This window comes from Paracoccus kondratievae (assembly GCF_009301415.1).
Taxonomy (GTDB): domain Bacteria; phylum Pseudomonadota; class Alphaproteobacteria; order Rhodobacterales; family Rhodobacteraceae; genus Paracoccus; species Paracoccus kondratievae.
Map to the genome: position 1 here is coordinate 853,423 of NZ_CP045072.1, position 18,202 is coordinate 871,624.

Annotated in this window: 18 protein-coding genes; 7 read left to right on the forward strand and 11 right to left on the reverse strand. The window is 63.5% G+C overall.

Features of this window, described 5'->3' with window-relative positions; all coding sequences use genetic code 11:
- Positions 1–9 precede the first annotated feature (9 nt).
- From bhcD to bhcA, 4 genes are read right to left on the reverse strand one after another with little or no spacing between them, the layout of a single operon-like run.
- Positions 10–972, reverse strand: a complete 963-nt coding sequence (bhcD, locus tag F8A10_RS04340; RefSeq protein ID WP_085502250.1) for an iminosuccinate reductase BhcD — start codon at positions 970–972, stop codon at positions 10–12.
- Entirely contained in the window at positions 972–2,135 is a 1,164-nt protein-coding gene (gene bhcC / locus F8A10_RS04345; protein ID WP_010395298.1) for a 3-hydroxy-D-aspartate aldolase BhcC, read from the reverse strand. The genes bhcD and bhcC overlap by 1 nt, the downstream gene beginning before the upstream one ends.
- Before the next feature lie 10 nt (positions 2,136–2,145).
- On the reverse strand, positions 2,146–3,093 hold the full coding sequence (bhcB, locus tag F8A10_RS04350; RefSeq protein WP_152366791.1) for a beta-hydroxyaspartate dehydratase BhcB: 948 nt from the start codon (positions 3,091–3,093) through the stop codon (positions 2,146–2,148).
- A gap of 13 nt (positions 3,094–3,106) precedes the next feature.
- A complete protein-coding gene (gene bhcA, locus F8A10_RS04355; RefSeq protein WP_010395294.1) occupies positions 3,107–4,297 on the reverse strand; it encodes an L-aspartate--glyoxylate aminotransferase BhcA in 1,191 nt (396 codons plus the stop codon).
- A gap of 182 nt (positions 4,298–4,479) precedes the next feature.
- Here bhcA and bhcR point away from each other — a divergent pair, with 182 nt between their 5' ends.
- The 3 genes from bhcR to purN all read left to right on the forward strand — a co-directional run bounded on the left by bhcR (position 4,480) and on the right by purN (position 7,033).
- Positions 4,480–5,310, forward strand: a complete 831-nt coding sequence (bhcR, locus tag F8A10_RS04360) for an HTH-type transcriptional regulator BhcR (RefSeq protein WP_010395292.1) — start codon at positions 4,480–4,482, stop codon at positions 5,308–5,310.
- Between the two features lie 83 nt (positions 5,311–5,393).
- The gene (gene purM / locus F8A10_RS04365; RefSeq protein WP_152366792.1) at positions 5,394–6,440 is read left to right on the forward strand and encodes a phosphoribosylformylglycinamidine cyclo-ligase; all 1,047 of its coding nucleotides are present in this window, start codon (positions 5,394–5,396) and stop codon (positions 6,438–6,440) included.
- The gene (gene purN, locus F8A10_RS04370) at positions 6,437–7,033 is read left to right on the forward strand and encodes a phosphoribosylglycinamide formyltransferase (RefSeq protein ID WP_010395286.1); all 597 of its coding nucleotides are present in this window, start codon (positions 6,437–6,439) and stop codon (positions 7,031–7,033) included. Before purM ends, purN begins: the two co-directional genes overlap by 4 nt.
- Before the next feature lie 53 nt (positions 7,034–7,086).
- Here the strand turns inward: purN and F8A10_RS04375 are convergent, their stop codons facing one another.
- The 6 genes from F8A10_RS04375 to F8A10_RS04400 all read right to left on the reverse strand — a co-directional run bounded on the left by F8A10_RS04375 (position 7,087) and on the right by F8A10_RS04400 (position 13,460).
- Positions 7,087–8,427 carry a branched-chain amino acid ABC transporter permease gene (locus F8A10_RS04375; protein WP_010395284.1) on the reverse strand — a complete coding sequence of 447 codons (1,341 nt, stop codon included), beginning with the start codon at positions 8,425–8,427 and terminating at the stop codon, positions 7,087–7,089.
- Positions 8,428–8,440: 13 nt separating this feature from the next.
- The gene (locus F8A10_RS04380; protein WP_010395281.1) at positions 8,441–9,442 is read right to left on the reverse strand and encodes a branched-chain amino acid ABC transporter permease; all 1,002 of its coding nucleotides are present in this window, start codon (positions 9,440–9,442) and stop codon (positions 8,441–8,443) included.
- A 2-nt stretch (positions 9,443–9,444) separates the two neighbouring features.
- Positions 9,445–10,155: an ABC transporter ATP-binding protein gene (locus tag F8A10_RS04385; RefSeq protein ID WP_152366793.1), complete on the reverse strand. Its 711-nt coding sequence runs from the start codon at positions 10,153–10,155 to the stop codon at positions 9,445–9,447.
- Positions 10,155–11,033 (reverse strand): ABC transporter ATP-binding protein, encoded by an 879-nt coding sequence (locus F8A10_RS04390; RefSeq protein ID WP_152366794.1) that lies wholly within the window; start codon positions 11,031–11,033, stop codon positions 10,155–10,157. The genes F8A10_RS04385 and F8A10_RS04390 overlap by 1 nt, the downstream gene beginning before the upstream one ends.
- Positions 11,034–11,139: 106 nt before the next feature.
- Entirely contained in the window at positions 11,140–12,324 is a 1,185-nt protein-coding gene (locus tag F8A10_RS04395) for an ABC transporter substrate-binding protein (RefSeq protein ID WP_010395274.1), read from the reverse strand.
- Positions 12,325–12,446: 122 nt separating this feature from the next.
- Positions 12,447–13,460: a GlxA family transcriptional regulator gene (locus F8A10_RS04400; RefSeq protein ID WP_010395272.1), complete on the reverse strand. Its 1,014-nt coding sequence runs from the start codon at positions 13,458–13,460 to the stop codon at positions 12,447–12,449.
- A gap of 116 nt (positions 13,461–13,576) precedes the next feature.
- Between F8A10_RS04400 and F8A10_RS04405 the strand changes: the two genes are divergently transcribed.
- Positions 13,577–14,986 (forward strand): class II 3-deoxy-7-phosphoheptulonate synthase, encoded by a 1,410-nt coding sequence (locus F8A10_RS04405; RefSeq protein WP_010395270.1) that lies wholly within the window; start codon positions 13,577–13,579, stop codon positions 14,984–14,986.
- A gap of 69 nt (positions 14,987–15,055) precedes the next feature.
- Here F8A10_RS04405 and F8A10_RS04410 read toward each other — a convergent pair whose 3' ends face one another.
- Positions 15,056–15,799, reverse strand: a complete 744-nt coding sequence (locus F8A10_RS04410) for a PAS domain-containing protein (protein ID WP_085502243.1) — start codon at positions 15,797–15,799, stop codon at positions 15,056–15,058.
- 193 nt (positions 15,800–15,992) lie between these two features.
- Here F8A10_RS04410 and gmk point away from each other — a divergent pair, with 193 nt between their 5' ends.
- Genes gmk through F8A10_RS04425 form a run of 3 tightly spaced genes read left to right on the forward strand, consistent with a single transcriptional unit; the run spans position 15,993 to position 18,201 of the window.
- Positions 15,993–16,625 carry a guanylate kinase gene (gmk, locus tag F8A10_RS04415; protein ID WP_193668187.1) on the forward strand — a complete coding sequence of 211 codons (633 nt, stop codon included), beginning with the start codon at positions 15,993–15,995 and terminating at the stop codon, positions 16,623–16,625.
- Entirely contained in the window at positions 16,622–17,149 is a 528-nt protein-coding gene (locus F8A10_RS04420; RefSeq protein WP_010395261.1) for a gamma carbonic anhydrase family protein, read from the forward strand. The genes gmk and F8A10_RS04420 overlap by 4 nt, the downstream gene beginning before the upstream one ends.
- Entirely contained in the window at positions 17,149–18,201 is a 1,053-nt protein-coding gene (locus F8A10_RS04425) for an ATP-binding protein (RefSeq protein WP_085502263.1), read from the forward strand. The genes F8A10_RS04420 and F8A10_RS04425 overlap by 1 nt, the downstream gene beginning before the upstream one ends.
- Position 18,202 lies beyond the last annotated feature (1 nt).

Here is an 18,202-nt window from a genome sequence, read left to right on the forward strand (position 1 = left end):
CGTTACCGCTTAGATTTCGACTTGTTGCGCGATCCCTTTTTCTTTTGCGATCTCAAGGACCTTTTGCGCGACAGCCAGATCCTGCAGGCCGACGCCAGTGCCGTCGAACAGCGTGACTTCGGCATCAGCACGGCCGGGGTTGTCCCCGGTCACCACCGCGCCCAGTTCGCTGATCTGTTCCTCCTTGATCAGCCCTGCGGCGATGGCGTGCTGGCATTCGCCGATGCTGATCGACTGTGCGACCTCATCGGTAAAGATCCGGGCGCGCGTGACCAGCGCCGGATCCAGCTCTTGCTTGCCCTTGGTGTCGGTGCCCATGGCGGCGATATGCGTCGGCCCCTTCACATGCTCGTTCAGAAGCAGCGGCGAGAAGGACGAGGTGATCGAGATGATCACATCCGCCTCTTCGCCGAGTTGCGGCAGATCGACCGCCTCGAAGGGCAGACCCAGCTCGGCAGCGGTATCGGCAAGGCGTGACAGCATCTCGGGATGCGGGTTCCAGCCGATGACCTTTTCAAAGCCGTGCACATTGGCCGCGGCGCGCATCTGGAAGGCCGACTGATGGCCGGCGCCGATCATGCCAAGCACCTTTGCACCTTTGGGCGCGAGATACTTGATCGACACAGCCGAGGCCGCCGCCGTGCGCAGCGCGGTCAGCAGGTTGCCACCCACCGCCGCCGAGACCCGGCCGGTATCCGGGTCGAACAGAAAGACGGTGGACTGATGGTTGATCAGCCCGTGCTTTTGGTTGTTCGGCCAATAGCCCCCGGCCTTCAGCCCCAGCGCCAGCCCCGAGGCGTCAAAGCCGCCCTTAAAGCCATAAAGCGCGTCCTCATACCCGATGGCCTCGCGCACCACGGGAAAGTTATAGGCCTTGCGCCGGGCCATCGCGGCGAAGACCGCCTCGATGGCCTCAAAGGCCGCCTCGGGGTTCATCAGACCCGCGATTTCCTTTTCGGCGACGACATACATCAGTAGGCCTTTCCGCGCGCCGAGACCGGCCAGACCACCTCGACCTTGCCGCCGCGCACGCCGACATACCAGTCGTGGACGTTGCAGGTCGGGTCGCAATGGCCGGGCACCAGCCGCAGCTTTTCATTGACCTTGAGCACGCCGTCCTTGTCCTCGACCACGCCATGTTCGTCGCTGCACTTGATGTATTTCACATCATTGCGGCCATAGACGAAGGGCAGGCCGCTATCGACGGACTGAGCCTTGAGGCCCGCGTCCACTACCGCCAGATGCGGCTTGGCATGCGACATGACCGAGGTCAGGATGAACAGGGCGTTTTCCCATTCACCCTGGTCGATACGGTTGCCGTCCTTGTCATGGATACGGCCGTAATCGGCATCCATGAAGGCGTAAGAGCCGCATTGAAGCTCGTTATAAACGCCCGAGTTGCTTTCGAAGTAATACGAGCCGGTGCCACCACCCGAGACGAATTCGGGGTTCAGACCCTCGGCCTTCAGCGCCTCGACGGCCTCTTCGACCTGTGCGATGGCGGCGTCCAGCTTGGCCTTGCGATCCTCATAGCTGTCCATGTGCTGCATGGCGCCCTGATAGGCCTGAATGCCCTTGAAGGTCAGGTTCGGGGCGGCAGCGGCAGCCTTGGCGATCTCGACCACGGCTTCTTTGGTCGTGACGCCGCAACGGCCTGCGCCGCAGTCGATCTCGACAAAGATGCCCAGTTCGGTGCCGTGGCGCTGCGCGGCGGCCGACAGATCGGCGATATTGGCCACCTCATCGACACAGACCGTGACCGTCGCGCCCAGCTTGGGCATACGGGCAAGGCGGTCGATCTTGGCGGGGTTGCGCACCTCGTTGGTGACAAGGATGTCCTTGATGCCGCCGCGGGCAAAGACTTCGGCCTCGCTGACTTTCTGACAGCAGACGCCGACGGCGCCGCCCAGCGATTCCTGCAGCTTTTGCACATCGACGGATTTGTGCATCTTGCCATGGCTGCGGTGACGCATCCCATGGGCCTTGGCGTAATCACCCATCTTCTTGATGTTACGCTCAAGCGCGTCCAGGTCGAGGATCAGGCACGGCGTCTGGATATCGTTTTCATCCATGCCGGGCAGGGCGGGAATGTCGTAACCGACTTCGTAGCCGGAGAAATCCGTTTTCGCGTTCATGGGGCTCTCCTCAGTTCCAGGGCAGCTTGTCGAGATCGACATTGCCGCCGGTGACGATGACGCCGACGCGCTTGCCGGCGAATGCTTCGGGGTTTTTCAGGATGGTCGCCAGCGGCACGGCGCTGGAGGGTTCCATCACGATCTTCAGGCGCTTCCAGATCAGCTTCATCGCGTCGACGATCTCTTGCTCCGAGGCCGTCAGGATGTCGGTGACGTGGTTGCGGACGAAATGCCAGGTCAGTTCCTTCAGCGGCACTTTCAGACCGTCGGCGACGGTGTTGGGCGCGTCATCGGCGATGATATGGCCGGCGCGGAAGCTGCGGGCGGCGTCATCGGCCTGTTCTGGCTCGGCGGCGTAGATTTTCACCTGCGGCGCAAGGTTCGACAGCGTCAGGCAGGTGCCCGAGACCATGCCGCCGCCACCGATCGGGGCGACCACGGCATCCAGCCCCTCGACCTGCTCGATCAGTTCGGCCGAGCAGGTGGCCTGACCGGCGATCACGCGCCAGTCGTTATAAGGATGGACGAATTCGGCGCCGGTTTCGGCCACGACCTCGGCAAAGACCGCCTCGCGCGAGCTGGTCGAGGGTTCGCATTCCACCACGCGCCCGCCATAGCCGCGCACAGCGTCCTTTTTGGCCTGCGGCGCGGTGCGCGGCATGACCACGGTGCAGGGGATGCCACGACGACCGGCAGCATAGCTGAGGCAGGTGCCGTGGTTGCCGCTGGAATGGGTCGCAACGCCCTTTTTCGCCTGCTCATCCGACAGTCCAAAGACTGCGTTCGAGGCCCCGCGCGCCTTGAAGGCACCGGCCTTTTGCAGGTTCTCGCATTTGAAGAACAGCTCGGCCCCGGTCAGTTCGTTCAGCATGCGCGAGGTCAGCACCGGCGTGCGGTGGACATGCGGGGCGATGCGTGCACGCGCGGCCAGCATGTCGCCAAGTGTCGGGATATACATCACATCCTTCATCTCAGGCGGCCTTCTTCAAAGCGGTGGCAGTGGTCTGGCGGTAATGTTCCTGTGCGGCGGCAACGCCCGAGCCCAGCTTGATCGGCAGGCCCAGATCAGCCATCACCATTTCTGCCACGGCGATGCCGGACAGGGCCATGGCGTCGGTCAGGCTGCCAAGGTGGCCGATGCGGAACACCTTGCCCGCAACCTGGCCAAGGCCGGTGCCGAAGGCCATGTCATAGGTCTCCAGTGCATGGCTGACGATCAGGTTGGCATCAAACCCCTCGGGCACGCGGATGGCGCTGACGCTGTCCGAATAAAGCTCGGGCCGGACGGCGCAAAGCTTCAGGCCCCAGGCCTCGACGGCGGCGCGCACGCCGCCAGCGATGCGGTGGTGACGGGCAAAGACGTTCTCAAGCCCTTCGGACAGCAGCCGTTCGCAGCTGGCGTTCAGCCCGTTGATCAGGCCGACCGGCGGCGTATAGGGATAGCCGTTGCGCGCATAGCCCTGAGCCATGTCGCGGATGTCAAAGAAGGTGCGGGGCAGGCGCGCGGTCTCGACCGCAGCCATGGCCTTGGGTGAAAAGCCGACGATGGCCAGACCCGGGGGCAGCATAAAGCCCTTTTGGCTGCCGGTGACGGCGATATCGACACCCCATTCGTCCATGCGGAAATCCATCGAGCCGATCGAGCTGACGCCATCGACGAATAGCAGCGCAGGGTGTTTCGCATTGTCGAGCGCGCGGCGGACAGCGGCGATGTCGGATTTCACGCCGGTCGCGGTCTCGTTATGGGTGGCCAGAACCACGCGGATCTCATGCCCTTTGTCGGCGGTCAGGATCTCTTCGAAACGGTCAGCGGGGATGCCTTCACCCCAGGGCGTTTCGACAAAGGTGACGTCCAGCCCGTGGCGCTGGCACATGTCGATCCAGCGATGGCTGAACATGCCGTTACGCGCAGCCAGCACCTTGTCGCCGGGCGACAGCGTGTTGGTGATCGCCGTTTCCCAGCCGCCGGTGCCGGTCGAGGGGAACAGGAACACTTCGGCCTGCGTGGACTTAAGGACTTTCTTCACGCCCTCCAGTGCCGGGTGCAGCATCCGGCCGAACACCGGCGAGCGGTGGTCGATGGTCGGCATGTCCACGGCCTTGCGCATCTCCTCGGGGATGTTGGTCGGGCCGGGAATAAAGATCGGGTTCTGACTGGTCATGGCAATTCCTCCTGCTTGTGGAACAGGCTACGGCCCGCTGTCCATTAAAGCAATTTTTCTGAAAAATATTTCGCAATCGCGGAAAAATGGTTTAAACTGGCGCAGAATCAAACAGTTGGCCTTTTCCAAAGCTGGGAATTGATTTTAAATAAATTTGACAAGCTATCGAAAGGATTCGTTGAATGTCGGTTCAGGTGCGAAAACGCGGTCGTCCAAGGGGTCGCGCCGGCGGCTTTGGCGCCGAAGATTCGGGCGGCATCCGCGCGCTGGATCGGGCGCTGGATATCCTTGATCTGATCGCCGCCTCGAACGGGCTGACGCTGACCGAAATTGCGCAAAGGCTGGAAATGGCACCATCCACCGTGCACCGGGTTCTGGTGACTCTGGCGGCGCGCGGTGTGGCGGAAAGTGACAGCCAGACACAGGCGTGGCACGTCGGGCCGACGGCCTTTCGCCACGGCTCGGCCTTTATGCGCCGTTCGGGCCTTGTTGAGCGGGCGCGGCCGCTGCTGCGCCGGCTGATGGAGGTGACGGGCGAGACGGCGAACCTTGGCATCCTGAACGGCGATGCGGTTCTGTTCCTAAGTCAGGCCGAGACGCATGAGACGATCCGCGCCTTTTTTCCCCCTGGTACCCGCTCGGCCCTGCATGCCTCGGGCATCGGCAAGGCGCTGCTTGCCCATGCCAGTATGATGGATCTGAAGCGGATGCTGCGCGAAATGCGGCTTGAGCGTTTTACCGGGATGACGCTGACCGACCCGCAGGCGCTGCTTGAGGATCTGGCCCGCATCCGTGCCCGCGGATATGCGCTTGATAACGAAGAGCGCACGCCCGGCATGCGCTGTATCGCCGCGCCGATCTTTGACCTTGCGGGCGAGGCGGCGGCGGGGATCTCGGTTTCGGGGCCGACCTTGCGCATGTCGGACGAGCGGTTGGCCGCCATGTCCGAGGCGGTGATCGCTGCCGCGCGCGAGCTGTCCTTTGGCGCGCCCCCTGCGGCTGACGGCGGCTGAGCCTTTTGCAGCGGAATCGCAGCCGGTCATTGCCTGCGCGCCCCGGCTGCGCTATCGGGGCGGCAAAGCAAAGGGGACCCAAGATGACCGAGCGCAAAAGCGGCCTGTCCTATGCCGAGGCCGGAGTGGATATTGATGCTGGCAATGCGCTGGTCGAGCGGATCAAGCCCGCCGCCGCTGCCACCCGTCGCCCCGGCGTGATGGAGGGGCTGGGCGGTTTCGGCGCGCTTTTTGATCCGCGCGCCGCTGGCTATCAGGACCCGGTTCTGGTGGCTGCAACCGATGGCGTTGGAACCAAGCTGCGCATCGGTATCGACACCGGCGAGCTGGACGGGTTGGGGATCGACCTTGTCGCCATGTGCGTGAACGATCTGGTGTGTCAGGGTGCCGAGCCGCTGTTCTTTCTGGACTACTTTGCGACCGGGAAACTGTCGGTTGCTGAGGCCGCCCGCGTCATCAACGGCATTGCCGAGGGTTGCCGCCTGTCGGGCACTGCGCTGATCGGTGGCGAGACGGCCGAGATGCCGGGCATGTATGCGCGCGGCGATTTCGACCTTGCCGGCTTTGCCGTCGGCGCAATGGAGCGCGGGACCGCGCTGCCTTCGGGCGTTGCCGATGGTGATGTGCTGTTGGGTCTTGCCTCGGACGGAGTGCACTCGAACGGCTTTTCGCTGGTGCGCAAGGTGGCCGAACATGCCGGGCTTGACTGGAATTCGGCCTCGCCCTTTGGCGGCGGGACGCTGGGTCAGGCGCTTTTGGTGCCGACGCGGCTTTATGTCCGCCCGGTGCTGGCCGCGATCCGTGCCGGCGGTGTTCATGCCGCAGCCCATATCACCGGTGGCGGCATCACCGAGAACCTGCCGCGCGTTCTGCCCGAAGGGCTGGGCGCCGAGATCGACCTTGACAGCTTCAGCCTGCCGCCGGTCTTTGACTGGCTGGCCGAGGCTGGCTCGATTGCCGAGCCCGAGATGCTCAAGACTTTCAACTGTGGCATCGGCATGATCCTGAGCGTGGCCGCCGACCGTGCAGCCGAGCTTGAGGCGCTGTTGCAGGCCGAGGGTGAGACTGTCCTCCGCCTTGGCCACGTTCGCCCCGGCGCAGGGGTGCGCTATAGCGGCCGCCTGCGGTGAAACGCGTCGCGATCCTGATCTCGGGCGGGGGCTCGAACATGGTCAAGCTGGTCGAATCGATGACCGGCGACCATCCGGCGCGTCCGGTCATCGTCGGCTCGAATGACCCGCAGGCTGCGGGGCTGGCACGTGCGAGCGCCCTTGGCGTGCCGACCTTTGCCGTGGATCACCGCGATTTCAGGGGCGATCGCGCCGCTTTTGAGGCAGGGCTGCTTGGACCCTTGCTTGCTGCCCAGCCTGACATTCTGTGCCTTGCCGGATTCATGCGTATTCTGACCTCTGAGTTCGTCCAGCAGTTTGAGGGGCGGCTGCTGAACATCCACCCTTCGCTTTTGCCGAAATATCCGGGGCTGCACACCCATCAACGCGCCATCGAGGCGGGCGATGCCGAGGCCGGTGCGACCGTTCATCTGGTGACGCCTGAACTCGATGCTGGGCCAATTCTGGGTCAGGTTCGCGTGCCGGTGTTACCCCAGGACACGGCCGAGTCTTTGGCCGCCCGGGTACTGGTGCAGGAGCACCGGCTTTATCCCAAGGTGCTGCGCCGCTTTGCGCGGGGCGAACTGTCGCCGATTACCCTGACCGCTGCCTGAGGGGTAGGGCGGTAGCGCCCCCGGCGCCCTGATGGGTGCGGGGGCAGCGGCCATTATTTCTCGGGCACAAGCCCGCGCGGGGCAAATCGCAGCACCACCAGCAGCACCAGCCCCAGCGCGATAAAACGCATATGCGGCGCGCTGCCAAGAAGGTGATCGCGCAGCACGCCTTCGGGCATGGGCGCGGTGACCAGGCGCATGAATTCGGGACCCCAGACCTCGGCCTTGATCCACAGGAACCAGATCAGGATAGCTCCCAGCGCCGCACCCCAGTTATTGCCCGAACCGCCGACGATTACCATCACCCAGATCAGGAAGGTATAGCGCAGCGGGTTAAAGCTGGTTGGCGACAACAGCCCGTCCAGCGTCACCATCATCGCACCTGCAAGGCCGATCACCGCGCTGCCGATGATAAAGATCTGCAGATGACGGCGGGTGACATCCTTGCCCATCGCCTCGGCTGCGGTCTCATTATCACGGATCGCGCGCATCATCCGGCCCCACGGCGATTTCAGCGCCAGTTCGGCAAGCAGGATCAGACCCAGAAGCACCAGCCCGAACAGGCCCGCATATAGCAGCTTGACCCAGATCCCCGAGGCGACTGTCGGGCTAAGCCCCCAATCGGCAGCGCGGGCAACGAAATCCGGACTGTTCTGCAAATCCAGCTCATACGGGACGGGACGCGGGATGCCCGAGACGTTCTTGACCCCGCGCGACAGCCATTCTTCGTTGCGCATTACCGCGACGATGATTTCCCCAATCCCCAGCGTCGCGATGGCCAGATAGTCCGAGCGCAGCCCCAGCGCCACCTTGCCCACGCCCCAGGCGGCAGCGGCGGCGAAAAGTGCACCTACCGGCCAGGACAGCAGCACAGGCCAGCCCAACCCGCCGATATTGCCCGTGCGGGCCGAATCATTGGCCTCGATCGCCATGACAGCCGGATCAAAGAGCCCGCGATAGACAACAAAGCCGATGATAAGCACCGCGATCAGTGCGGGCACACGGAGGGGGCCGGAAAAACGCCTCCAGACCTGCGCGGCAAGGACCAGCGTGCCCAGCCCGACGACCAGCGCGACAAGAACCCGCGCGCCGCCTGCCGCCCATGCGCCCTGCACCGGCTCGGTCGAGATCAGGACCGGGGCAAGGCCGCCAAGTGCCAGAAAACCGACGACGCCTGCGTTAAACAGCCCCGCATAGCCCCATTGCATATTCACACCCAGCGCCATGATGGCTGAGATCAGCCCCATGTTCAGGATGGCCAGCGCCGTGTTCCAGCTGCCCGAAAACAGGGCGTTGCGCATGGTGCCCTCGGCCACGAACAGCGCGACAAGGATCAGAAACAGGATCGGTGCGCGCCAGGGGCTGACCGCATCGGCTTGACGTGTATTCGACATGGATGCCCCTCCCTCAGACGGATTTGCCGCGGAACAGGCCGGTTGGCCGGAACAGCAGGACGACGATCAGGATGACAAAGCTGACCGCGAATTTGTATTCGGTGGACAGCAGTTGCAGCAGGCCGTCTGTTTCAAAGCCCAGATAGGCCGCGATCTTGCGCCAGGGATAGGTGACGGCCACCTCGGAAAAGGCGACGATAAAGCCGCCCGCCACCGCCCCCAGCGGATTGCCGAGCCCGCCGACGATAGAGGCGGCAAAGATCGGCAGCAGGATCTGGAAGTAGTTGAAGACCTTGAAGGACTTGTCGAGCCCGTACAGCGTGCCCGCCGTTACCGCCAGCGCGGCGGCGATAAGCCAGGTCAGCCGGACCACCCGTTCGGGGTCGATGCCTGACAGCAGGGCCAGATCTTCGTTGTCGGAATAGGCGCGCATCGCCTTGCCGGCACGCGAGCGGTTCAGGAACCTGAACAGAGCCCAGCAGGCCAGCGCGGTGACAACCAGCGTCAACGCCTGACTCACGCGCAGGGACAGCCCCTCTGACAGGCCCGTCCAGGCGCGGAACTGCTGCACGCTGATCAGAAAGCGCGCGCCGTCATCAAAGCGGATCTCGTCCACGCCGATAACCAGCCTGGTCAGCCCGTTCATGATGAACATGACCCCGACCGAGGCCATGACCAGAATGATCGGCGCCGAGCGTTTGCGGCGATAAAAGCGATAGACTGCGCGATCAACCCCAAGCACCAGCACCGAGGTCAGCGCGATGCCAATGGGCAGGGCAAGCAGGGCGGTCGGCAGTGGGCCAAGGCTGATGCCAAGCGCCTGCAGCCCCCATGTCACCAGAATGACCAGCGCCGTGCCAAAGGCCATGGTGTCGCCATGGGCGAAGTTGGAAAAGCGCAGGATGCCATAGATCAGCGTCACCCCCAGCGCGCCAAGCGCAAGCTGTGCGCCATAGGCGGCGGCGGGGATGACCACAAAATTCAGGATGGCCACCAGGGCGTTCAGAATATCCATCTTCAGCCCCCAAGGAAGGTACGGCGGACCTCGGGATCGGCCAGCAACGCCTGCCCGGTGTCGGTGTAGCGGTTGGCGCCTTGCACGAGGACATAGCCAATATCGGCGATTTCCAGTGCCTGACGGGCGTTCTGTTCGACCATCAGGATCGAGATGCCGGTGCGTGCGACCTCGATGATGCGGTCGAAAAGCTCATCCATGACGATGGGAGAGACGCCCGCGGTCGGTTCGTCCAGCATCAGCAGGCTGGGCCGGGTCATCAGCGCCCGGCCAACGGCGACCTGTTGGCGCTGCCCTCCGGACAGCTCACCCGCGTTCTGCTTGCGTTTTTCAGCGACGGCGGGGAACAGGGTATAGACCTGCTCCATCGTGTCGCGAAAGTCGTCGTCGCGGATAAAGGCACCCATTTCAAGGTTTTCTTCGACCGTCATGGTCGGAAAGATGTTGTGGGTCTGGGGCACGAAACCCATGCCTTTGCGCACCCGCTCTTGCGGGGTCAGTTGGGTGATATCCTCACCCGCCAGCCGAACGCTGCCTTCGCGCAGGTTCAGCATGCCAAACACCGCCTTCATCGCGGTCGATTTACCTGCCCCGTTGGGGCCGACGATGACCGCGATCTGACCGCGCTCGACCGTCAGGGTGCAGCCGTTCAGGATATCGGCCTTGCCATAGCCGCCGCGCATGTCGGCGGCGGAAAGATAGGGCTCTGCCATCACAACCCTCCTTCCGGCTTGCCGTCGCCGCCATGCCCGGCCTCAGAGCCAAGGCCGGGCTGGGCGCCGTGCGATTCCGCAAAGGCCGCCTCTTCGGCCACTTCTGCTGCGACCTTGTTTTTAAGGCCGGTGCCCAGATAGGCCTCAATCACCGCTTCATTCTTCATGATGCTGTCGGCCGAGCCTTCGGCCAGTACCTTGCCCGCCGCCATGACGATGACCGGGTCGCAAAGCCTGCCAATGAAATCCATGTCATGTTCGATTACACAGAAGGTGTAGCCGCGTTCCTTGTTCAGCCGCACGATGGCATCGCCAATGGTGCCCAAAAGCGTGCGGTTCACCCCTGCGCCGACCTCGTCCAGAAAGACGATCTTGGCATCGACCATCATGGTGCGGCCCAGCTCAAGCAGCTTTTTCTGTCCGCCCGAGAGGTTGCCCGCCTTTTCCTCGGCCAGATGGGAAATGGTCAGGAACTCAAGAACTTCGTCGGCTTTCTTGCGAAGCGCACGCTCTTCCTCGCGGATGCGGCGACGGCGAAACCAGGTGTTGATCAGCGTCTCGCCACTCTGTCCGGCAGGCACCATCATCAGGTTTTCGCGCACGGTCATGGATGAGAACTCATGCGCCAGCTGGAATGTGCGCAGCAGCCCCTTGCGGAACAGCTCATGCGGGGGCAGGCCGGTAATATCCTCACTGGCCATCATCACCCGGCCAGAAGTTGGTTTAAAAACTCCGGCAATTACGTTGAATAATGTAGACTTTCCGGCGCCGTTCGGGCCAATCAGCCCGGTGATGGAGCCGGTCTCGATGGTTAGGCTGGCGCCATCTACGGCGCGAAAGCCCCCGAAATGCTTTTGCAGGTCGTGGACCTGGATCATCAGACCCCCCAGCTTCATGCGTTGGCATGAAGATCTTCCCTTATGGGATTGTTTTTAATTCAGAAAAGGGTCCGGTTTCTCGGACCCTTTTCGCGATCTCATGATATCAGCGATAGCCGACCACGTTCAGCTTGCCGCCCTTGAAATCGACTTCGCGGTAGACACCCGCGCTTTCGCCCGGCTCGATCAGCTCGACCGAAGTCGCACCGACATAGTCGATGTCCTGACCCGCGGCCAAAAGTTCAAGCGCCTTGGCCAGTTCGCCCGGCAGGATCTTTTCACCCGGTGCGTTGGCAACTTCCATCACCTTGTCCTTATAGACCTTGGGGTCCGAGGATTTGGCGGCCTGCATGGCCAGAAGCATCAGCGCAGAGGCGTCATAGGATTCGCCGGCATAGGCCGAGGTGCCGTCGAAACCTGCTTCCTTGGCCAGAGCCTCGAACTTCTCATGCCCCTCACCTTCGGCCGAGGGGTTCTGGCCGAACGAGGTTTCAAGCTGAGTGCCGAACTTCTCGGCGAGCACATTGTTTACCATGCCGTCGGGCAGCACGAAGGTCTCAAAGGCGCCGGTGTCAAGCGAACCCTGGATCACGCCCGAGCCGCCCTGGTCGGCATAACCGGCGACGACCAGCGCATCACCGCCGGCGGCGGCAAGTGCGGCGACCTCGGCCGAATAGTCGGCTTTGCCGTCGTCATGGGCTGAAACCACGGTCACAGTGCCGCCTTTGGCCTTGTAGGCCTCGGCAAAGCTGTCGGCCAGGCCCTTGCCGTAGTCGTTGTTGGTATAGGTGACCGCGACGCTTTTGATGCCGCGCTCAAGCACGATATCGGCCATGACTTCGCCCTGACGCGCGTCCGAAGGCGAGGTGCGGAAGAAGAAGCCCTTGTCGTCGATGGTCGACAGCGCAGGCGAGGTTGCAGAGGGCGAGATCATTACCACACCGTTCGGCACGCCCACGCGTTCCAGCGAGGCGATGGTTTCACCCGAGCACATGCCGCCCATGATGCCCTTGACGCCTTCGGCAGTTACCAGCCGTTCGACAGCGGCCACCGAGGCGGCAGCATCGGCGCAGGTGTTATCGGCTACAACCGGCACGATGGTCGAGCCGTCCAGCAACTTGCCACTGTCCGAAACCTCCTTCATCGCCAGTTCCGCGCCTTTTTGCATTGCGGGCGAGATCGATTCCAGCGGCCCGGTCAGGCCCAGCGAAATGCCCATCTTGATCTCTTCGGCACCGGCAGCGCTGGCAAGCAGAGCACCGGCGGCGCTGGCCAGAAGAAGCTTTTTCATTCGTTGTCTCCCTGAGTGGATCGTTGTCCTGTCAGACAGGTTATAGGGGCGGCAAAAAAAAGAAAAGCATGTTGGAGGCCGGAGAATGTGGCAATTCGGCGGCTTGCCGTGGCGGAAACCGGCTATCTGCCAGAGGCAGCGCCGCGTTCGCGATAGGGCGTGCAGCCGTAGGTTGCGCGGTAGCATTTCGAGAAATGCGCCGCCGAGGCAAAGCCGCAGGCCAGCGCGATTTCCATGACGCTCATTTCGGTCTGCAAAAGCAGGTTCCGGGCGCGTTCAAGCCGCAGCTCCATGTAATGGCGTTTGGGCGACCGGCCAAGGTAGCGGGCAAACAGCCGCTCAAGCTGGCGGGGGGACAGGCCCGCCTCGGTCGCCAGTCGGGCAGGGCTGATCGGGTCCTCGATATTGGCCTCCATCCGCGCGACGACCTGCGCAAGCCTTGGGTGGCGCGCGCCAAGCCGGGGCGGAATCGACAGGCGCTGCTGGTCCTCTTCCGAGCGGATGGCGGTGTGGATCATCTGATCGGCCACCCGTCCGGCCAGTTCAGGGCCGTGGTCACGGGCGATCTGGCGCAGTATCATGTCGATGGCGGCGGTGCCCCCTGCGGCGGTCAGGCGGTTGCCATCCTCGACAAAGACGGTGCGGATCAGGGTGACATCGGGGAACTTCTCGGCAAACCCGTCCTGATTTTCCCAATGAATCGTGCAGCGGCGACCGTCGAGCAAGCCAGCCTCGGCCAGCACCCATGCGCCGGTGCACAAGGCACCGATGCGGGTGCCGCGCCTCGCCTCGCGCCGCAGCCACGCCAGTACCTGCCGGCTGGCTGCGCGCGGCACGTCCAGCCCGCCGCAGACCAGCACCGTGTCGCCACGCGCTGTCTCGGTCAGGCCACTGTCGAGCATCAGCCGCGCACCGTTTGAGCAGGTGGCGGCCTTGCCGTCCTCTCCGATCAGGCGCCAGTCATAAAGCTCGCGCCCTGCCAGACGGTTGGCAAGGCGCAGGGGCTCGATTGCAGCGGCAAAGGAAATCATGGTGAACCGGTCCAGCAGCAGGAACAGATAGCGCTGCGGACGCGGCTGGGAGGGGGGCGGAATCGCTGCCGGGGCAGGGGTAACAGCTGGGACGATATCTGGCATGTCGGACGCGCGTAACTAACAGATGCAGATCAGCAGGCTAACTCGATGCGTGCAAGGCTTTTCCTTTGGTCTTGCAGTCTCTATATGGCAGGCACCGCTTGCAGAAGGATAGGATCATGGCTCCGACGAATTCCAGTCCCGCGACCCCGGCACCGGCATGGGACAAGCGCGGCTGGCGCGCCTATCCCCGTACTCAGATGCCCGATTACCCCGATCAGGCCGCGCTTGAGGCTGTTGAGACGCAGCTTGCCAAATACCCCCCGCTGGTTTTTGCGGGCGAGGTGCGGCGGCTGAAAGCCTCGCTCGCGCAGGTCGCGGCGGGCCGCGCCTTCCTGTTGCAGGGGGGCGATTGCGCCGAAAGCTTTGCCGAATTCTCGGCCGACAATATCCGCGACACATTCAAGGTCATGTTGCAGATGGCTGTCGTTTTGACCTGGGGGGCGCAGCTGCCGGTGGTCAAGGTCGGCCGCATGGCAGGCCAGTTCGCCAAGCCGCGCTCGGCCGCGACTGAAAAGATCGGTGAGCAGGAACTGCCGAGCTATCGCGGCGATATCATCAACGGCTTTGAGTTCTCGGCCCAGGCCCGGGTGCCTGATCCGCAGCGTATGCTTGCGGCCTATACGCAGGCGGCGGCGTCGCTGAACCTGCTGCGCGCCTTTTCGACCGGCGGCTATGCCGACATGCATCGCGTCCAGAGCTGGATCAGCGATTTCACCGGTGGAGAAGAGGCGGCGCGTTATCGCGACATCGCCGACCGCATCAGTGACGCCATGGCCTTTATGGCGGCGGCGGGTGTGACTTCGGAAACCGCCCATGACTTGGGCAAGGTCGATTTCTATACCAGCCACGAAGCCCTGTTGCTGGAATACGAAGAGGCCTTGGCGCGTATTGATTCGACGACGGGCCTGCCGGTCGCGGGGTCGGGCCATATGATCTGGATTGGCGACCGCACCCGTCAGATCGACGGAGCCCATGTCGAGTTCTGCCGCGGTGTGCAGAACCCGATCGGGCTGAAATGCGGCCCCTCGATCAGCGACAGCGATCTGAAAACCCTGATCGCCAAGCTGAACCCCGAGAATGAGCCGGGCCGACTGACCCTGATCGCCCGCTTTGGGGCCGGCACTGTCGGTGACCACCTGCCGCGCCTGATCAAGGCGGTTCAGGAAGAGGGTGCGAATGTCGTCTGGTCCTGTGACCCGATGCATGGGAACACCATCAAATCTGCCTCGGGCTACAAGACCCGGCCGTTTGATTCGGTGCTGCGCGAAGTGCGCGAGTTCTTTGCCGTTCACCGCGCCGAGGGCACCATCCCCGGGGGCGTCCATTTCGAGATGACCGGCAAGGATGTGACCGAATGCACTGGCGGCGTGCGTGCCGTGACCGACGAGGATCTGTCGGATCGCTATCACACCGCCTGCGACCCGCGCCTGAACGCCAGTCAGTCGCTTGAGCTGGCATTTCTGGTTGCCGAAGAGCTGCGCAACCGCCGCGTCAGCGGCGCAGGCCGTGCCCGCGCGGCGGGCTGATCTGCAAAGATTTCCCTCTGAACGGGGGCGGCGGGGCTTTGGCCTTGCCGCCCTTTTCATTTGGGCGGGTCAGGCAGGCGTACGGGGATTTCGGATCAGGCGGAAACGGGCACGCCGGGCCTCGGGCGTCGTCGGCTCGCACTGCGGGGCCGAGGGACCGGTCCATGGCGCAGGAGGTTCGGAAAAGCTTATGTAAGAGGGCGAAGGCTCAAGCACTCTGGCGCCCGGGATAACCGGGAATTGCCGATCTGCCAACAGATCAAAGCGACGCGGATTGGCCCCGATCTGACCCTCGGCGGCCAGACAGCCAAGCGCCCGGGTCACGTCCCCAAGGTCCGAGCGCAGCGGCAAAAGCGTCATTCGCCCTTCCAGTGCCGGCCTGCCGTAGCTGGCCGGGGATTGCAGGGTGATTTCGGTGATCTGCGGCCCGCGAAAGACGCTTTCCAACACGTCCGACAGTCGCCCGCGTGAGGTGGTGTTGAAAAGGGCGCATAGCGGCATGCCCCGCACCTCCATCCCCATCAGGTCGATAAGATGTCGCCCCGCCAGTCGAAAGCGCGCTGCGCCCGGGGCGATGCGCTCAAGGATAAAGGTGTAATCCAGCACCCGGCGGATGCCATGCGGATCAATATCGGCGCGGTCGGGGATGGCGCGCCCCTGGCGCAATCCTTCCCAATAGCTGCGGATTTCGCCAAGGATACTGCCAGGCCGGATCGGCAGTTCATAATCGGCCAGACGCAAGAGCTTGCCGCGATTCTGCGAGGGACCTGCCTCATATGTGCGGTCATTCTCTTTTCCGGGGTCATCCGACATCGGGTTGGTCTTGCCTGCCTACTCGTAACACAAACGGTTTTTTCGCAGCCTAAACCCTTGTCGCCGCGCTGCCGAGCAAATTCTTGACCAATGGTTAAAATCGGCCCGGATGCCCTGCCGCGGGGCTTGACCCTGCGGGCGGCGGGGGTCATTCAGACGGCGCTGGAACGGCAGGGGATATAAGGGCATGGAGATCGGGCGCAGCGGACTTCTGGTGATCCTGTCCTCGCCTTCCGGGGCGGGCAAATCGACGCTGGCGCGGCGGCTGATGGAATGGGATCCGGCTTTGCGCTTTTCGGTTTCGGCCACCACCCGCACACCCCGCCCCGGCGAGGTCGAGGGTGAACATTACTATTTCCGCACGCCCGAAGAGTTCAGCGCAATGGTTGCGGGGGGGCAGATGCTTGAACATGCCGAGGTGTTCGGCAATTTCTACGGCACCCCGCGCCAACCGGTCGAAGAGGCGATGCTTGCCGGCCGCGACACGTTGTTTGACGTCGATTGGCAGGGCGGACAGCAGATCCGCGCCTCGGCTCTGGGCAATCATGTCATCTCGATCTTTGTCCTGCCACCGAGCCTGGCGGAGCTGGAGCGGCGGCTGATCGGCCGCCAGCAGGACTCGATGGAGGTGATCGCCGCCCGGATGCGCAAAAGCCGGGATGAGATCAGCCATTGGGCCGAATACGATTATGTCATCATCAACGACGATGTTGAACGCAGCACCGAGGCGCTGAAAACCATCCTGACCGCCGAGCGGATGCGTCGCGCCCGGCAGGTGGGTCTTGGCCCCTTTGTCCGCAAGCTCATGGAGGAAGAGAGCGCATGATCTGGCAGCTGGACGGCATAGCGCCGCAAATCGCGGATGATGCATGGGTCGCGCCTGATGCGCAGCTGATGGGCAAGGTGGTCCTTGAGCCGGGTTCAAGCGTCTGGTTCGGGGCCGTGCTGCGCGGTGATAACGAAGAAATCCGCGTCGGCAGGAACTCGAACGTGCAGGATCTGACGGTCTGCCATACCGATATCGGTTATCCGCTGACCATTGGTGCTGATTGCACCATCGGCCACCGCGCCATTCTGCACGGCTGTACCATTGAGGATGGGGTGCTGATCGGCATGGGCGCGATCATCCTGAACGGGGCCCGGATCGGGGCCGGATCGCTGATCGGGGCCGGGGCGTTGATTGCCGAGAATAAGGTGATCCCGCCCGGATCGTTGGTCATGGGGACGCCGGGCAAGGTTGTACGCGAGCTGGACGAGGCTGCGCGCGCGAGGCTGCTGAAATCGGCCGAGGGTTATAATCGCAATGCCGCCCGCTTTCGTCAGGGGCTGGCTCAGGCCGGGCAGGGATGATGATCGAGGCGCGGCTGCACGCATTGCTGCGCGCCGTGCCGGTGCCGATGCTGGTCGTAGACCAGCGGGCGCGCGTCATCGGTGCCAATGAGGCTGCTGAAGCTTTGCTTGGTGCAGTGCCGGGCGACCGGCCCTTTGTTACCGCCCTGCGCCACCCCGAGGTCAACGCGGCGCTGGACGCGGTTCTAGCCGGGCAGGATCGGGCGCGGCTGAATGTCACGCTGGGCTCTGCCGACCGGCGGGTGTTCTGCGAGGTGACAGTCACCGCGCTTGCGGCGCCGGGGCTATCTGGCGCGGCGGTGGTGATCGAGGACCGATCCCGCGACGAGGAAACCGAGCAGATGCGTCGCGATTTCGTCGCCAATGTCAGCCATGAATTGCGCACCCCGCTGACCGCGCTGATGGGCTTTATCGAGACGCTGCGAGGTCCGGCCCGCAACGATCCCGCCGCCCGCGACCGCTTTCTGGACATTATGGAGCGCGAGGCGGGGCGGATGAACCGTCTGGTCGCCGACCTGCTGTCACTTAGCCGGGTCGAGCAGGATGAACGCCGTCGCCCCGCGCAGGCCCTGGATCTGGCCGGGCTTTTGCGCAGCGTTGTGACCACGCTGAACCCCGCTGCCGCCTCGGCCTCGGTACGGCTTGAGCTGCTGGGGGCAGATAGCAAGGTCTCGGTTCCCGGCGATGCTGATCAGCTGGTGCAGGTCTTTCACAATCTGATCGAGAATGCGGTGAAATACGGCAGCTCGGGTGGGGTCGTCACTGTAACGCTTGAGCATCTGACGCATGAGCCGGTGCTGCGCGGCCCGGCCTGGTCAGTTTCGGTGGTGGATCGGGGGGAAGGGATCGAGCCTCAGCACCTGCCGCGCCTGACCGAGCGTTTCTACCGCGTCGACACCCATCGTTCGCGCGAAAAGGGCGGTACCGGATTGGGGCTGGCGATCGTCAAGCATATCATCAATCGCCATCGCGGTCGTTTGCGCATCGAAAGCGAGCGGGGGCAGGGCAGTCGCTTTACCGTCATTCTGCCCGAAACCATCGGCCGGATCTGAA

Bases quoted from the DNA above. Each gene is read 5' to 3' on its own strand.
- bhcD (WP_085502250.1), bottom strand. From the start codon at position 972: ATGTATGTCGTCGCCGAAAAGGAAATCGCGGGTCTGATGAACCCCGAG.
- bhcC (WP_010395298.1), bottom strand. From the start codon at position 2,135: ATGAACGCGAAAACGGATTTCTCCGGCTACGAAGTCGGTTACGACATT.
- bhcB (WP_152366791.1), bottom strand. From the start codon at position 3,093: ATGTATATCCCGACACTTGGCGACATGCTGGCCGCGCGTGCACGCATC.
- bhcA (WP_010395294.1), bottom strand. From the start codon at position 4,297: ATGACCAGTCAGAACCCGATCTTTATTCCCGGCCCGACCAACATCCCC.
- bhcR (WP_010395292.1), top strand. From the start codon at position 4,480: ATGTCGGTTCAGGTGCGAAAACGCGGTCGTCCAAGGGGTCGCGCCGGC.
- purM (WP_152366792.1), top strand. From the start codon at position 5,394: ATGACCGAGCGCAAAAGCGGCCTGTCCTATGCCGAGGCCGGAGTGGAT.
- F8A10_RS04375 (WP_010395284.1), bottom strand. From the start codon at position 8,427: ATGTCGAATACACGTCAAGCCGATGCGGTCAGCCCCTGGCGCGCACCG.
- F8A10_RS04380 (WP_010395281.1), bottom strand. From the start codon at position 9,442: ATGGATATTCTGAACGCCCTGGTGGCCATCCTGAATTTTGTGGTCATC.
- F8A10_RS04385 (WP_152366793.1), bottom strand. From the start codon at position 10,155: ATGGCAGAGCCCTATCTTTCCGCCGCCGACATGCGCGGCGGCTATGGC.
- F8A10_RS04390 (WP_152366794.1), bottom strand. From the start codon at position 11,033: ATGATCCAGGTCCACGACCTGCAAAAGCATTTCGGGGGCTTTCGCGCC.
- F8A10_RS04395 (WP_010395274.1), bottom strand. From the start codon at position 12,324: ATGAAAAAGCTTCTTCTGGCCAGCGCCGCCGGTGCTCTGCTTGCCAGC.
- F8A10_RS04400 (WP_010395272.1), bottom strand. From the start codon at position 13,460: ATGCCAGATATCGTCCCAGCTGTTACCCCTGCCCCGGCAGCGATTCCG.
- F8A10_RS04405 (WP_010395270.1), top strand. From the start codon at position 13,577: ATGGCTCCGACGAATTCCAGTCCCGCGACCCCGGCACCGGCATGGGAC.
- F8A10_RS04410 (WP_085502243.1), bottom strand. From the start codon at position 15,799: ATGTCGGATGACCCCGGAAAAGAGAATGACCGCACATATGAGGCAGGT.
- F8A10_RS04420 (WP_010395261.1), top strand. From the start codon at position 16,622: ATGATCTGGCAGCTGGACGGCATAGCGCCGCAAATCGCGGATGATGCA.
- F8A10_RS04425 (WP_085502263.1), top strand. From the start codon at position 17,149: ATGATCGAGGCGCGGCTGCACGCATTGCTGCGCGCCGTGCCGGTGCCG.